The organism is Chelatococcus caeni, assembly GCF_014196925.1.
GTDB classification, from domain to species: Bacteria; Pseudomonadota; Alphaproteobacteria; order Rhizobiales; family Beijerinckiaceae; genus Chelatococcus_A; species Chelatococcus_A caeni.
Map to the genome: position 1 here is coordinate 195,712 of NZ_JACIEN010000006.1, position 13,464 is coordinate 209,175.

A 13,464-nucleotide genomic window follows, 5' to 3' on the forward strand; every position below is an offset into this window, starting at 1 on the left:
GAGGGCGCCGGGGCAAAGCCTCGCGGCGCCGGGCCGTTTGTCGTAATCGGGATCGCATGCTTCTTCGATCATTGCCGCCTTCCGTGCGCGCCCGCGGGGTCACCGCCGTGCTCGGGCCGACCAACACGGGCAAGACGCATCTCGCCATCGAGCGCATGCTGGCGCACGAGAGCGGGGTAATCGGCCTGCCGCTGCGCCTCCTGGCACGGGAGGTCTACGGCCGCCTCGTCGAGCGCGCCGGCGCCGATCAGGTCGCGCTCGTCACAGGCGAGGAGAAGATCAAGCCGCTCAACGCCCGCTACTGGGTGGCGACGGTCGAGGCCATGCCGCGCGACCTCGACGTCGCCTTCTGCGCCATCGACGAGATCCAGCTCGCCAGCGACTTCGACCGCGGCCACGTCTTCACCGACCGGCTGCTCAACCAGCGCGGCCGCTCCGAGACCCTCATCATCGGCGCGGCCACCATGCGTCCGCTGGTCGAGAAGCTGCTGCCGGGCGCCAACATCGTCTCGCGGCCGCGCCTGTCGCAGCTGAGCTATGCCGGCGAAAAGAAGATCACGCGGCTGCCGCGCCGCTCGGCCGTCGTCGCCTTCTCGGCCGAGGAGGTCTATGCCGTCGCCGAGCTCATCCGCCGGCAGAAGGGCGGGGCGGCCGTCGTGCTCGGGGCCCTGAGCCCGCGCACCCGCAACGCCCAGGTCGAGCTCTACCAGTCCGGCGACGTCGACTATCTCGTCGCCACCGACGCCATCGGCATGGGCCTCAACCTCGACGTCGACCATGTCGCCTTCGCCAGCGAGAGGAAGTTCGACGGCTACGGCTTCCGCCAGCTGACACCCGCCGAATTCGGCCAGATCGCCGGCCGCGCCGGGCGCCACATGCGTGATGGCACCTTCGGCACCACGGGCCGCTGCCCGCCCTTCGATTCCGAGCTCGTCACGGCGCTCGAGGACCATGCCTTCGAGCCGGTGCGCATGCTGCAGTGGCGCAACCCGGATCTCGACTTCGCCTCGCTGGCTGCCCTGCAGCGCAGCCTCGCCGCGCCGCCGCGCGAGGAAGGGCTGACGCGCGCGCCGACCGCCGAGGACGAGGCGGCGCTCGACATCGCCGCCCGCGATGCCGAGGTGCGCCGCCTTGCCGGCTCGCGCGCGGCGGTCGAGCGCCTGTGGGAGGTGTGCCAGGTGCCGGACTACCGGCGCGTCGCATCGGCCGCTCATGCCGACCTCGTCGTCACGATTTACCGCGATCTCGTCAGCAACGGCGTGCTAGCGGAGGACTGGTTCGCCCGTCAGGTCGGCCTCGTCGACCGCACCGACGGCGACATCGACACCCTCTCCGCACGCATCGCACAGGTGCGCACATGGACCTTCGTCGCCAACCGTCCCGACTGGTTGACCGATCCCGAGCATTGGCAGGCGCGAACCCGTCAGGTAGAGGACAGGCTGTCGGATGCGCTGCACGAGCGTCTGGCCAGCCGGTTCGTCGACCGGCGCACCAGCGTCCTGATGCGGCGTTTGAGAGAGAATGCGATGCTTGAAGCGGAAGTCACCGCCGCTGGGGACGTTCTGGTCGAAGGCCAGCACGTGGGCCAGCTCCACGGATTTCAGTTCGCCGCGGACCCGCAGGCGGACGGCACCGAAGCCAAGGCCCTGCGCGCCGCGGCGCAGAAGGCGCTGGCCGGCGAGATCGAGATGCGCGCCGAGCGCCTCGCCAACGCCGGCGACGAGACGTTCGTGCTCGCGAACGACGGGGTCGTGCGCTGGATGGGCGAGGCCGTGGCGCGGCTGGTGCCGGGCGAGAAGCTGCTGGGCCCGCGCCTGCGCATCCTCTCCGACGAGCATCTGACCGGCCCGGCGCGCGACAAGGTCGAGCAGCGATTGGAGCTGTGGCTCAAGGCGCATGTCGCCAAGCTGCTCGGGCCGCTCATCGCGTTGGAGGAGGCAAGCGAGCTCAACGGCATCGCCCGCGGCATCGCCTTCCAGATCGCCGAATCCCTCGGCGTGCTCGACAGGGCGCGCGTGGCGCAGGAGGTGAAGGGCCTCGACCAGGAGCAGCGCGGCGCCCTGAGGCGCATGGGCGTGCGCTTCGGCGCCTATCATCTCTACCTGCCCCAGCTCCTGAAGCCGGCGCCGCGGGCGCTCGCCGCCCAGCTGTGGGCGCTCAAGCACGGCGGCCTCGACGTCAAGGGGCTCGACGACATCCCCCATCTCGCCGCCTCGGGGCGCACCTCGATCCCGGTCGATGCCGAGGCGCCGAAGGCGCTCTATCGCGCCGCCGGCTTCCGCGTCTGCGGCGAGCGGGCCGTGCGCGTCGACATCCTCGAGCGCCTCGCCGATCTCATCCGCCCGGCCATCGCCTACCGGCCCGGCACGACGCCCGGCGAGCCGCCGGCCGGCGCCGCCGACGGTGACGCCTTCGTCGTCACCGTCGCCATGACGTCGCTCGTCGGCTGCTCGGGCGAGGACTTCTCGTCGATCCTCAAGGCGCTCGGCTATGTCATGGACCGCCGCACGGGCCCGGCCATCACGGTGCCGCTCGTGCCGGCGCCCCGGCAGGTGACGCCGCCCGAGCGTGGAGCCGAAGCCGCTGCCGCGGAACCGGCCGAGCCCGCCGGAACGGAAGGCGAGGCCGCGGCTGCTGACGCCGCACCTTCCGAGAGCGAAGGAGCGGTCGAGGACACCGAGGCACAGGCTGCTGCCCCGGAGGCCGCCAACGAAACCGTTGTCGAGGCCGAGGCTGCCGAGCCGGCCCCCACCGAGGTGCCGGCCGAAGCGCCCGCCGACGGGCCGCAGCTCACGGTGGAATCGGCATCCCAGGAGCCGGCATCCCAGGAGCCGGCCTCGCAGGAGCCAGCCGCTCGGGAGGCTGGGCCGGAGGAGGCCGCTGCGGCCGATCCGGCCGAGCCGGTCCTGATCGAGGTATGGCGCCCGCATCGCCATCACCATCACGCCCCGCAGCGGCAGGGCGCGGACAAGCGCGGCCGCCGCCATGGCCGGGGCGAGGCGCCGCGCGAAAGCGCAGCGGGACGGCCGGAGGCTCCGGCGGTGCGCGGGCCGATGCGCCCGGCCCAGCCGCGCAACGGTGCCCCGGGCGGCGGGCGGCCGGCGGACAAGCGGGCCGACGGCGGGCAGCGCCGCGGCAAGCCGGGAGAGGGACGCGGCGAGCGCCGCCACGAGCAGCGCAGCGAGCGGGCGCCCGATCCCAATTCGCCTTTCGCCAAGCTGCTCGCCCTCAAGCAGCAGCTGGAATCGCGGGACGACAAGAAGTAGCGGCGCCGCGGGGCGCGAGCCCCGCCGCCCGCGCGGGCGGAGTGCATGGCGGAGCAGGAAGCCGAGCGGCTGCGTCTCGACAAGTGGCTGTGGCACGCGCGCATGGCCAAGAGCCGCACGCTCGCCGCCAAGCTGGTAATGGCCGGCCACGTGCGCCTCAACGGCCGGCGCATGGAGGATCCCGCCCGCCGCATCGGCAAGGGCGACGTCCTCACGATCGCCCTCGCGCACGGGACCTTCGTGGTCACCGTCGTGGCGCTCGGCACGCGCCGCGGGCCTGCGGCAGAAGCGCGCACGCTCTATGTCGAAAATTTGCAGGACGGCCCTGCACCCAGCGAATGAGTGCGCTCTGGCGTCATCCGCGCCGGCTCCTTAAGTCACGGTACGGGCTGGTGTGCGACGTTGTGATGCAGGCGCGGCATTCGCCGGTCGCGCGCGACGAGACGTCGCTTGCTTTGCCGGCCCGGAGCGGGTAGAGCGCGCTTTCGCACTGACGGACGGGCTAGGGCCCGCCTTCTGAACACGGGACCAGGCGGCAGGAGAAGCGGATGACCTACGTCGTCACCGACAACTGCATTCGTTGCAAGTATATGGATTGCGTCGAAGTTTGCCCGGTCGACTGTTTCTATGAAGGCGAGAACATGCTCGTCATCCACCCGGACGAGTGCATCGATTGCGGCGTGTGCGAGCCGGAGTGCCCCGCCGAGGCGATCAAGCCCGATACCGAGCCCTCCCTCGAGAACTGGTTGAAGCTCAACGCCGATTACGCCAAGGTATGGCCCAACATCACGCAGAAGCGTGAGGCGCCGGCCGATGCCAAGGAGTTCGACGGCATCGCCGGCAAGCTCGAGAAGTATTTTTCGCCCGAGCCGGGCGAGGGAGATTGAGCGCCCCTGCCGCGCCCGTTTGAAGGGTGCGGCGCGGTAGACCTTTGATTTTCACTGCATTTTATGATAGGTTGTTGTTCTACAGTCGGTTAGCGCAATGGGCACGGTCGTTTTCGCCGTACTTTGTTCAGCCAGAGAACGTCAGTAGCGGACCTGCGATACCCTTCGCAGGCGTCCAGGGTCTTTGCGCGACACGGGTTCATCGACTGAGATCGGTTTGCGAGGCAGAGGTGTTCCTCCTGCCCCGCTGGTGTTGTGCCACCGCCGCGGATCAGCCTTCCCGGTGGGGGGGCGTATCGTCCGTTTCGAGGCGAGTGCGATCAGGAGGCGACCACTATCATGACGAATGCCAAGAAGACCGCCCAGCGTCAGGGTTTCAAGACGGGGGAATCCATCGTCTATCCCGCTCATGGCGTCGGCCAGATCGTCGCCATCGAGGAGCAGGAGGTCGCCGGTTTCAAGCTGGAACTGTTCGTCATCACGTTCGAGAAAGACAAGATGACCCTGCGCGTGCCGACCACGAAGGCGGCGAGCGTGGGCATGCGCAAGCTCGCCGAGACGCCGCTCGTCGACAAGGCGCTGGAGACGCTGACCGGCCGTGCGCGCATCAAGCGCACGATGTGGTCGCGCCGCGCTCAGGAATACGAGGCCAAGATCAATTCGGGCGATCTCATCGCCATCGCCGAGGTGGTGCGCGACCTGCACCGCTCCGACGCGCAGCCCGAGCAGTCCTACAGCGAGCGCCAGCTCTATGAGGCCGCGCTCGACCGGATGGTGCGCGAGATCTCGGCTGTCAACCGCGTCACCGAGACCGAGGCGCTGAAGCTCATCGAGGACAGCCTCGCCAAGTCGCCCAAGCGGGCGGCGAAGGCGCCGGCCGAGGCCGACGCCGACCTCGACGCCGAAGAGGTCCAGGAAGAAGCCGCCTGATCGCCTTCAGCTCACGCAGGAGCCCGGCAGAGATGCCGGGCTTTTTGCTGTCTGGCAGTCGGCCAGCTTGACGGCGCGGCCTCGGGCATGCCTGCGCCGGAGGAATTTCACCCTTCGCTCGAAAACGAGTTCGGCCGCGTCGCGCCGCGCCTGGCAGCCATCCTCCGCGGGCGCGCGACCCGGCCGCGAAGCCCCCGGCCTTCAGGTCACGGCGCCGATCATTCTTCCGTGATGATCTTGTAGGTCCAGCCGGGCGTGAGCGGCTTGCCGGCGGTGAGGCCGTTGAGCACGAGGAAGCGTTCGAGCGGCCGGTCGGGAGCCGACATGCGGCTGGCGAGGCTCTCGGCCGTATCGCCGGGCTGCGCCGTGACGAGGGCGATGCGGCGCGGGCGGATGGACGCTATCTCGTGCGAGGAGAGGCGGCGGAAGCTCGCGAGCGTCTGGCGGAAGGCCCGGGTCGTGGCCGCGCTGTTGTCGCGCGAGGCATAGACGAGGCGGTAGACGGCATTGTCGACGCGGATGGCCGCGAGCTGGAAGTGCCACTCCTTGCCCTCGGTGGTGCCCGTCGCGGCCGGCAGGCCGTTGATCGTCGTCTCGGCGATGTTCTGGGTCGTCATTCCCTCGATCCAGCCGGAGGCGAGGAAATCCTTGAGACTCTGTGCCGGAGGCAGCTCGACGGCGTCAAGGCGCAGGGCCTGCGACCCGTCCGGCGAGACGCCGAAGACGGCCTGGGCGGTATTGTCGAGCTGGAACCCCTCCGGCCCGGCGAAGGTGATGCCGAGGCGCGGGTGCTGGAAACGGCGGCCCTGCACGACGCCGTCGGCCGGATCCTCGCCATAGGCGAGGCCGTTGATGGCGTTGAGATAGGTGTTGCGGTCCGCCGCCCCCGCGGCGCTGCCGGCCTGCCGTGCCGCGGCGATGGCCTGGGACACGCGCTCCGGCGTCGTCGGATGGGTGGAGAGGAAGTTCTGGCCCTGGGCCGACCGGCTCGAGCTGCCATTGAGCTCGGCGTTGCGGCTCAGCGAGACCAGGAAGCGCGCCGCGCCGTAGGGGTCGTAGCCTGCCTTGGCGATGGTGCGCACGCCGATGCGGTCCGCCTCGAGCTCCTGCGCGCGCGAGAAGCCGGCGATCGACAGGCGTGTCTCGTCGCGCACCTGCTCGCTCGCTGCCGGGTCGTTCAGCACCTCGGAGACCACGCGGCTCACGAGCATGGAGCGCTGCTCCATCTCCGCGCGCGCAACGGCATGGCGGGCGGTGACGTGGGCGATCTCGTGGGCGAGCACGCCGGCGATCTCCGACGTGTCGTTGGACAGAGCGAGCAGGCCGCGCGTGACGTAGACGTTGCCCGTCGGCAGGGCGAAGGCGTTGACGGTCGGGGAGTTGAGGATGGTGACACGATAGCTCTCGGCCGGACGGTCGCTCGCCGGCGTCAGCTTCGCCACCACCTGCTGCAGCAGCTGCTCGGCCCTGGCGTTGCGATATTCGCCGCCGAGCGCGGAGACGAGCTGCTGGTGCTCGCGGCTCGCGGCCCGGTCGAGGCCGGTCAGCCGCGGCGCGGCTGGCGGCAGGGGCGCGGTGTCCGGCAGCCGGGTGCCGTCGAAGGCGCAGCCGGCCAGGAGAAAAGCCATGAACAATCCGGCCGCGAGACGCGCGGCGCGTCCCGGCCCGATTCGTCCTGCCCTGTCGCTCAGCCTGCTCATTCCGTCCCGGCCACCTCGATACGCTCTACGTCTTCCGCCCGTGTTACCTCGATCAACGGCCCGCCGCGAAGCTCGACGACCCCGCGCACACGCACCCGGCGCCCCTCGAGCGAGGCTGCGGTGAGCCCGGCCGCGCGCATGATCCGCCAGATCGGTTTCGACACGGTGACCGTCATGTCCTCGGACCACCTCCGGCCGAAATTCAGATAGGTGCGCGCCGAGCGTTCGCCCACACTCACGACGATGCCCTCGACGATGGCGAAGCGTCCCGCGAGGGCCGCAAGCGCTTCGAGATCATCCGCCTGCCGCACCGCATGCTCGGCTTCGCGCCACAACCCGCGCACCTCGCGCCGCGCCTCTGTCTCTGCCGTGAGCAGAGCCGGTATGCAATCCTTCACGCCATACTGCGGCCATACACGCGCCAAACCGTTCCGCACCAACAGCTCCTCGAGCATCATGACATCGGATGCGCCTTCGGCGTCGGTCGACGCGCGTTGTGGGAAAACGTCCCAAGCGGCCGAAAGGTTCTTTCCGACCAAAATTGAGGCAACATTGCGGCCCCATCGGTCCGTTCCCGCCCCGATTGCGGCGAGCGCGACATCTTCTCCGGCGAGTGTTGCAAGCCGTCCACGCCAAGCCTCGGCCGCCGGCCCCTCCTGCGGCAGCAGGATGCCGGCGAGCCGCACCATGCGGCCGTCATCGAGGCCGAGGTCGCCGTGCCGCGTGACGGCGGCGATGCGCACGGGACCGGCGGCCTGCCCGGCGCAGGAGGCCGCAGCAGCCACCGACGTCGATGCGAGCAGGGCCGCGAGCGAGCCCGCGATCCCGACATGAAGCATCTGCCGCGCTGCAATTTCGAGAATCATGTGCTAAAGGGGCTGCGGTTGTCCCGGTAGCTCAGCAGGATAGAGCAACGGTTTCCTAAACCGTAGGTCACAGGTTCGAATCCTGTCCGGGACGCCATCACTTTCCCTTGTTACCCCACCGACGGCACACGGGCCAGCGCCTCCGACGCCACCTGTGGCGGATGCGTGGCAATTTGCGTCGAGGGGCGATAGTCTCGCGCCTCTGGAGCCAGCGGGGCGCCGCGGATGAGCGAGGCGGGAACCGGCAGGGCGCAGCTGCGTCGCCCGGCGGAGGAGGAAGTCGCTGCAAGGCCCGCCGTTATCCGGCTGATGGCTGTGGCGGCGCTTGTCGTGCTGTTCGACATCTTCCGGCCGCAGATCGTCGGCATCGACTTCGAGCAGGCCATCGAGATCTATTCGCCGCTGCTGCGCGGCCTGCTCATCGGCATCTACGCCCTTGGCCTCTGTTTCGGCCTGATGGCGCCGCGCCGCTTCGCAGCCTCGCTGCTGCGCGCCTGGCCCATCTTCCTGGTTCTCCTACTTGCGGCGCTGTCGGCCTTCTGGTCTCCGCTTCCGGGGGTGACGCTGCAGAAGACCTTCGCCAGCACGGCGACCTTCGTCCTCGGCTGCGGCTATGTCGCCTATTTCGGCGCCCGGGAGACCTTGCGTCTGGTCGCGATCGTGCTCGCCATCGGTATCCTCGCCAGCGCGCTCTTTGCCTTCATGACGCCTGAAGACGCGCTGCACCAGCGCACGGATGCCTTTGAATCCATCCATGCCGGCGTCTGGCGGGGCGTTTTCTACCATCGCGTGCTGCTCGGCCAGGCGGCGGCGCTCACCTGCATCATCTGGCTCTTCTGCGCCGGGCCGTCCCTCGGGCCGCTCGTTCTGCGGCTTGCCGTCGCCGCCGTGGCCGTCCTCTGTCTCGTACGGTCGGAATCGGCCGGCGGCTATGCGGCGCTCGTCATCGGGGTTGCCGCTTTGGCCGGGCTGCGCCTCCTCGAAGGGGCCGGGCGGAACCTGCGCGGCGTGCTGCTGGTCCTCGGCATCTTCCTCCTCGTTCCGCTGCTGATCGCGGCCGAGGCGCTCATATCGGTCGGTATCGCGGCGCTCGGGCGCGACCTCACCTTCACGGGCCGCTGGCAGCTGTGGGTGCTGCTGATCGATCTCGTGGGTGAGAATCCCTGGCTCGGCTATGGCTTCAGCGCCGGCTACCAGGTGCTGCGGCCGGCCGTCACCGCGATGTTCGGCTACGATTTCGTCAATCCGCACAGCGGCTACATGGATATTCTCGTCGGCCTCGGCGTTGTCGGGCTCCTCGCCGTCCTCTTCGTCCTCTTCATTCTCCTTCGCCAGTCCCTGCGCCTTGTCTTGCGGGAGGACGTGGCACGGCTCGGAGCCTTGCGCTACCTGCCCTTCGCCGTCGCCGTCTTCCTGATCGGCGCGAATGTGGTCGAGGCCATGCTGATCGAGAGCCGCGGCTTCGCGACGGCGCTGCTCGCGCTGACCTTCGCGGCTGCCGGCGATGCGGTTCGCGGCCTCGCGGCCGCCCCGCGCCTGGCTGCGGCGCCGGCCGTTCTGCCCACCCTCGCGGGGCAGGCGCGATGAGACGCGCCATGGCCCTCGTCCTGGCCGTCGCGCTGGTGACCGCCGGCCTTGTCATGCTGCGGTCCCACGGTTGGGCGGTCCGCGCGGCGGGAACCTTCATGCCGGAGTTCGGCGCAAGCCAGCTGCCGCGTGTCGCGATCGCTGATTCGCCGGTTCCGGGACCGGTCGGCGGCGTCGAATCGGGCGAGGTTCTGGCCGTTGCCGCACTGGCCTGCGACAGCGAGTGGCTGGCGCTGGTGGCGCGGCGGAGCGGCGAGGAGGCGGAGCGGCAGCGCGGGGCCTGCGCCGATCTGCGCCGGCGCCTCGTGCGAGCCTCGCCCCGTTCTGGCGATGCCTGGCTTGCACTGGCTGCCACCCATGTGACCGGGGGGCGCCTCGACGACCAGGGCAGGGCTGCCCTCGCCCTGTCGATCCGCACCATGCCTTTCGAGGCGTGGATGGCGGAGCGGCGGGTGCTCTTCGCCCTCGATGCCTTCGACGCCCTCACGCCGGACGAGCGCAGGCGCATCGCGGCGGATTTCGCCGTCCTCGTGATGTCGGGGCACCGCATGCAGCGCATCCTCGCGCGCGCGTCGCTGGACCCGCGGGCCGAAAAGGTCGCGCTGGCGCTGGGTGACTTGGCGGGCGGCGAGGTGCGCGCATGGTTCGCCACCCAGCTCGCGCGGCTCGATGCCGCCGAGAAGTGAACGCCTTCCACAGGCCGCTCCGGGTCCGCCCGTTTGACACCCGATCGGGCCAGACCCATATTCGAATGATGATGTTGAAGGTCGTGCCACAGCGCCGTTTCCTGCTTCGCGCGGGTTCCCTTATCGCGGGAACATAGCCCCGGGCGCGGTGTGGCCATTGGCTGCCCGGGCTCGGGGCAGCCGCCGGGCTCCGGCCCGACGACCGCCGGCGCATGCCGGCCTGTAGCAGCATCGCACGACGATCACCCCCATGACGCGGCAAGGCGCCGCGGCGGCCGGCCCGCAGGCGCCTCGGGCCGCCGGGGTCGTTCCCGCAACTGGCCTGCCCGGCAAGGGGCCGTGCCGGGCCGCCAACGCTCAATCGAGAGGTTACCCATGTCCACCGTGTCTTCGCGCCGCACCTTGCGCCGCCCGCCCATCACGGTCTCGCAGGAGGATTTCGACCGGCTCTACGCGCTGGCCGAGGCCGCGGCCGACCGCCAGCCGGAGGTCGCCGAGAATCTCCTGGGCGAGCTCGACCGGGCCAAGGTCCTGCCAGCCGGCAAGCTGCGCAGCGCCGTCGTCGCCATGGGCTCGCGCGTCACCTTCGAGGATGAGGTGACCGGCAAGGTGCAGACGGTCGAGCTCGTCTACCCCGGTGAGGCCGATATCGCGGCCGGCCGCATCTCCATCCTGACTCCCATCGGCGTCGCGCTCATCGGCCTCGCCGCCGGACAGTCGATCTCGTGGGAGACGCGCGGCGGCGAGCGGCGGCAGCTCAAGGTCCACGCCGTCGAGGAGCGGTCCTGAGGCGCCACCGGGCGCCTCGGCGGTGACGCTCGGCAAAAAGCGTGATTGCAAGCGCCTCGTGAAACGGTAATGTGCCGGTGACGGTGCCTCGCTCCCGCGAGGTGAAAAGGGAACGCGGTCGAAAGCCGCGGCTGCCCCCGCAACTGTAGGCGGCAAGCGCCGGGCCGGATGCCACTGGGACCCACGGGTCCCGGGAAGGCGGCCCGGGGCCGAGAGCCGCAAGCCAGGAGACCTGCCGTCGCCGATCCACGCGTGAGGCTGCCGGGTGTGGCAGCCAGGGAGATGCACGATGACCGCAGTCGCAACCGCCCGCGTTGCCAGCCGCGCCGAAGCCTTCAAGGTGGCGCTTCTCGCCTTCGTCCTCGGCACGGGCCTCGTCTTCGTGACGGGCTTCGCCCATCCCGACACCATCCACGACGCCGCGCACGACACGCGCCACGCCCTGAGCTTCCCCTGCCACTGACGGGCAATGCTTCAACGCGTGCTCGCGGTCGGCCTTGTGGCCGGCCTCGTTGCTGGGCTTGCGGTTGCGGTCCTGCAGCATTTCACCACGACGCCGCTGATCCTGGCGGCGGAAGTCTATGAGGTCGAGGCCGAGCAGCAGGCCCGTGGCCTGCTGGTGCCGGCCAATATCATCCTCGCTCACGGCGGCCACGGCGCCGGTGCTGCCGTATCGGGCGGTGAGGCCGGCTTCGATGCCGGCAGGGCCTTGCTGACCGGCCTTGCCACGGTCGTCACGGCCGTCGGTTTCGCCCTCGTCATCCTCGCCGCCATGATCGCGGCAGGCGGGCGCATCGACGAGCGCCGGGCCCTCGGCTTCGCCTTCGCCGCCTTCCTCGCCGCCGGCCTTGCACCGGCCCTCGGCCTCGCGCCGGAACTGCCCGGCAGTGCCGCCGCGCCGCTGCTGGCGCGGCAGGTCTGGTGGATCGCGACGGCGGCGCTGACCGCGGGCGGCCTGTGGCTGTTCGTGCGCCACGGCGCGTTCTGGGCCCGTGCCCTCGCCCTTGCCATGATCGCGGCGCCGCACGTCGTCGGCGCGCCGCATCCGGCCGCCTACGAGAGCCGCGTGCCGGCCGAGCTCGCCGCCCAGTTCGCGGCCGCCTCGCTCGCCGTGCAGGCGGTGCTGTGGCTATCGACCGGGCTTCTCGTCGGCCTCCTCTGGCAGCATCTGGCCCGCCGGGCGGGTGAGGCGTGATGGCGGCGCCTGACGTCACCGTCTTCGTCTGCGTCTCCTGCCGGCGGCGCGCCGACAATGCCGCCGGCTTCGACGAGCCGGGCCGCGTGCTCGCCGAGCGCCTCGCCGACCGGCTGGCCGATGATGCGCCCGGCGCCGCGGTGGTGCCGGTCGAGTGCCTCGCCGTCTGCAACCGCCCCTGCACGGTGGCGCTCGCCGGCGAGAGCAAGTGGACCTATCTCGTCGGCGACCTCGACAACGAGGCGCATCTCGACGACATCGCCGCTGCCGCACGCGCCTATGCCGCTACCGACAACGGTATCGTCGCCTGGAAGGAGCGGCCGCTGCCCTTCCGCAAGGGCGTCGTCGCGCGCGTGCCGCCCCTGGCCTTTCGCCCGCAGACACCGGCGCCGGCCCTGAGCGGCAGCGATGCGCTGACGCAGGACTAGCCGCGCCGCCCCTGGCGCAGCCCCCGATTTTCTTGTGCCGCCGTGATGCGGCAGACTGGACCGACAGATGCAAGCGACCCTTCCAGCAACCACGGCCAAGGTGCCGTGCACCATCGTCACCGGCTTCCTCGGCGCGGGCAAGACGACCCTCGTGCGCCGCATCCTCGAGGGCGGCCACGGCCGGCGCATCGCCGTCATCGTCAATGAATTCGGCGATGTCGGCTTCGACGGCTCGTTCCTCTCCGGCTGCGGCATCGCCGGCTGCCCGGAGGAGGCGGTGGTGGAGCTGCCCAACGGCTGCCTGTGCTGCACGGTGGCGGATGACTTCGTGCCGGCGCTCGACCGGCTGCTCGCCATTGAGCCGGCGCCCGACCACATCGTCATCGAGACCTCGGGCCTCGCCCTGCCCAAGCCGCTCGTCAGCGCCTTCAACTGGCCTCAGATCCGCTCGCGCGTCACCGTCGACGGCGTCGTCGCCGTGGTCGACGGGCCGGCCGTGGTGGAGGGGCGCTTCGCCGACGATCCCGTTGCGCTCGCCGCCCAGCGCGCGGCGGACGAGACTCTCGACCACGACAATCCGCTCGAGGAAGTGTTCGAGGACCAGCTCCTGTGCGCCGACCTCATCGTGCTCAACAAGACGGACCTGATGAGCCCGGCCGAGATCGAGGCGGTGTCCGCGCAGATCTCGGGCGAATTGCCGCGCGCGATCAAGATCGTGCCGGCCGCGAACGGTGCCATCGACGCGCGCGTCCTCATCGGCCTCGGCGCGGCGGCGGAGAACGACCTCGCCGCCCGCCCGTCGCACCATGACGACGTCGGCGAGCACGACCACGACGATTTCGAGAGCGCCGTCTTCCCGGTGGCCGATGTCGATTCGCCGCAGGAGATCGCCCGGCGCGTGGCCGCCGCGGGCGCGGTGGATGGTGTCCTGCGCATCAAGGGTTTCCTTGCGCTGCCGGACAAGCCCATGCGGCTCGTGGTGCAGGCGGTGGGATCCCGCGTCGGCCACCACTTCGACCGGGCGTGGAAGCCGGGGGAGGAGCGCGCGGGCCGGCTCGTCGTCATCGGCCTCAAGGGCTTCGACCAGGCTGCGGTGGCGGGCGCGCTCGCCGGGTGAGGAACGCGCGGGC

Annotated in this window: 13 protein-coding genes, 1 tRNA gene and 1 riboswitch; of the genes, 12 read left to right on the plus strand and 2 right to left on the minus strand. The window is 70.5% G+C overall.

Features of this window, described 5'->3' with window-relative positions; translation table 11 throughout:
- The first annotated feature begins 56 nt into the window (after nucleotides 1-56).
- The 4 genes from GGR16_RS21065 (at nucleotide 57) to GGR16_RS21080 (ending at nucleotide 5,083) form a co-directional block, all read left to right on the plus strand.
- Nucleotides 57-3,266 carry a helicase-related protein gene (locus GGR16_RS21065; protein ID WP_183317959.1) on the plus strand — a complete coding sequence of 1,070 codons (3,210 nt, stop codon included), beginning with the start codon at nucleotides 57-59 and terminating at the stop codon, nucleotides 3,264-3,266.
- A 45-nt stretch (nucleotides 3,267-3,311) separates the two neighbouring features.
- Nucleotides 3,312-3,608: an RNA-binding S4 domain-containing protein gene (locus GGR16_RS21070; RefSeq protein WP_019403776.1), complete on the plus strand. Its 297-nt coding sequence runs from the start codon at nucleotides 3,312-3,314 to the stop codon at nucleotides 3,606-3,608.
- A gap of 206 nt (nucleotides 3,609-3,814) precedes the next feature.
- On the plus strand, nucleotides 3,815-4,153 hold the full coding sequence (gene fdxA / locus GGR16_RS21075; RefSeq protein WP_019403777.1) for a ferredoxin FdxA: 339 nt from the start codon (nucleotides 3,815-3,817) through the stop codon (nucleotides 4,151-4,153).
- Nucleotides 4,154-4,492: 339 nt separating this feature from the next.
- Entirely contained in the window at nucleotides 4,493-5,083 is a 591-nt protein-coding gene (locus GGR16_RS21080; protein ID WP_019403778.1) for a CarD family transcriptional regulator, read from the plus strand.
- A gap of 218 nt (nucleotides 5,084-5,301) precedes the next feature.
- Here the strand turns inward: GGR16_RS21080 and GGR16_RS21085 are convergent, their stop codons facing one another.
- Nucleotides 5,302-6,711, minus strand: a complete 1,410-nt coding sequence (locus GGR16_RS21085; RefSeq protein ID WP_019403779.1) for a M48 family metalloprotease — start codon at nucleotides 6,709-6,711, stop codon at nucleotides 5,302-5,304.
- 68 nt (nucleotides 6,712-6,779) lie between these two features.
- Entirely contained in the window at nucleotides 6,780-7,649 is an 870-nt protein-coding gene (locus GGR16_RS21090) for a thermonuclease family protein (protein WP_019403780.1), read from the minus strand.
- A gap of 20 nt (nucleotides 7,650-7,669) precedes the next feature.
- Here GGR16_RS21090 and GGR16_RS21095 point away from each other — a divergent pair.
- From GGR16_RS21095 to cobW, 8 genes are all read left to right on the plus strand, one after another.
- Nucleotides 7,670-7,746, plus strand: a tRNA-Arg gene (locus tag GGR16_RS21095).
- A 128-nt stretch (nucleotides 7,747-7,874) separates the two neighbouring features.
- Nucleotides 7,875-9,236, plus strand: coding sequence for an O-antigen ligase family protein (locus GGR16_RS21100; RefSeq protein ID WP_183317961.1), 1,362 nt, complete (start codon nucleotides 7,875-7,877; stop codon nucleotides 9,234-9,236).
- An 8-nt stretch (nucleotides 9,237-9,244) separates the two neighbouring features.
- On the plus strand, nucleotides 9,245-9,922 hold the full coding sequence (locus tag GGR16_RS21105; protein WP_183317963.1) for a hypothetical protein: 678 nt from the start codon (nucleotides 9,245-9,247) through the stop codon (nucleotides 9,920-9,922).
- Nucleotides 9,923-10,297: 375 nt separating this feature from the next.
- Nucleotides 10,298-10,711, plus strand: coding sequence for a nucleoside diphosphate kinase regulator (gene rnk, locus GGR16_RS21110; RefSeq protein ID WP_019403783.1), 414 nt, complete (start codon nucleotides 10,298-10,300; stop codon nucleotides 10,709-10,711).
- 64 nt (nucleotides 10,712-10,775) lie between these two features.
- Nucleotides 10,776-10,965: riboswitch (cobalamin riboswitch) on the plus strand.
- 35 nt (nucleotides 10,966-11,000) lie between these two features.
- Nucleotides 11,001-11,174, plus strand: a complete 174-nt coding sequence (locus tag GGR16_RS21115; RefSeq protein ID WP_071923186.1) for a CbtB domain-containing protein — start codon at nucleotides 11,001-11,003, stop codon at nucleotides 11,172-11,174.
- Between the two features lie 6 nt (nucleotides 11,175-11,180).
- Nucleotides 11,181-11,906 carry a CbtA family protein gene (locus tag GGR16_RS21120; protein WP_183317965.1) on the plus strand — a complete coding sequence of 242 codons (726 nt, stop codon included), beginning with the start codon at nucleotides 11,181-11,183 and terminating at the stop codon, nucleotides 11,904-11,906.
- On the plus strand, nucleotides 11,906-12,334 hold the full coding sequence (locus GGR16_RS21125; RefSeq protein ID WP_183317967.1) for a DUF1636 family protein: 429 nt from the start codon (nucleotides 11,906-11,908) through the stop codon (nucleotides 12,332-12,334). Before GGR16_RS21120 ends, GGR16_RS21125 begins: the two co-directional genes overlap by 1 nt.
- A 67-nt stretch (nucleotides 12,335-12,401) precedes the next feature.
- Nucleotides 12,402-13,451 (plus strand): cobalamin biosynthesis protein CobW, encoded by a 1,050-nt coding sequence (cobW, locus tag GGR16_RS21130; RefSeq protein ID WP_183317969.1) that lies wholly within the window; start codon nucleotides 12,402-12,404, stop codon nucleotides 13,449-13,451.
- Nucleotides 13,452-13,464 lie beyond the last annotated feature (13 nt).

Excerpts from the sequence above, each read along its gene's own strand:
- GGR16_RS21070 (WP_019403776.1), top strand. The coding sequence starts at position 3,312 with ATGGCGGAGCAGGAAGCCGAGCGGCTGCGTCTCGACAAGTGGCTGTGG.
- fdxA (WP_019403777.1), top strand. The coding sequence starts at position 3,815 with ATGACCTACGTCGTCACCGACAACTGCATTCGTTGCAAGTATATGGAT.
- GGR16_RS21085 (WP_019403779.1), bottom strand. The coding sequence starts at position 6,711 with ATGGCTTTTCTCCTGGCCGGCTGCGCCTTCGACGGCACCCGGCTGCCG.
- cobW (WP_183317969.1), top strand. The coding sequence starts at position 12,402 with ATGCAAGCGACCCTTCCAGCAACCACGGCCAAGGTGCCGTGCACCATC.
- GGR16_RS21090 (WP_019403780.1), bottom strand. The coding sequence starts at position 7,649 with ATGATTCTCGAAATTGCAGCGCGGCAGATGCTTCATGTCGGGATCGCG.
- GGR16_RS21080 (WP_019403778.1), top strand. The coding sequence starts at position 4,493 with ATGACGAATGCCAAGAAGACCGCCCAGCGTCAGGGTTTCAAGACGGGG.
- GGR16_RS21120 (WP_183317965.1), top strand. The coding sequence starts at position 11,181 with ATGCTTCAACGCGTGCTCGCGGTCGGCCTTGTGGCCGGCCTCGTTGCT.
- GGR16_RS21100 (WP_183317961.1), top strand. The coding sequence starts at position 7,875 with ATGAGCGAGGCGGGAACCGGCAGGGCGCAGCTGCGTCGCCCGGCGGAG.
- GGR16_RS21105 (WP_183317963.1), top strand. The coding sequence starts at position 9,245 with ATGGCCCTCGTCCTGGCCGTCGCGCTGGTGACCGCCGGCCTTGTCATG.
- GGR16_RS21065 (WP_183317959.1), top strand. The coding sequence starts at position 57 with ATGCTTCTTCGATCATTGCCGCCTTCCGTGCGCGCCCGCGGGGTCACC.
- rnk (WP_019403783.1), top strand. The coding sequence starts at position 10,298 with ATGTCCACCGTGTCTTCGCGCCGCACCTTGCGCCGCCCGCCCATCACG.
- GGR16_RS21115 (WP_071923186.1), top strand. The coding sequence starts at position 11,001 with ATGACCGCAGTCGCAACCGCCCGCGTTGCCAGCCGCGCCGAAGCCTTC.
- GGR16_RS21125 (WP_183317967.1), top strand. The coding sequence starts at position 11,906 with ATGGCGGCGCCTGACGTCACCGTCTTCGTCTGCGTCTCCTGCCGGCGG.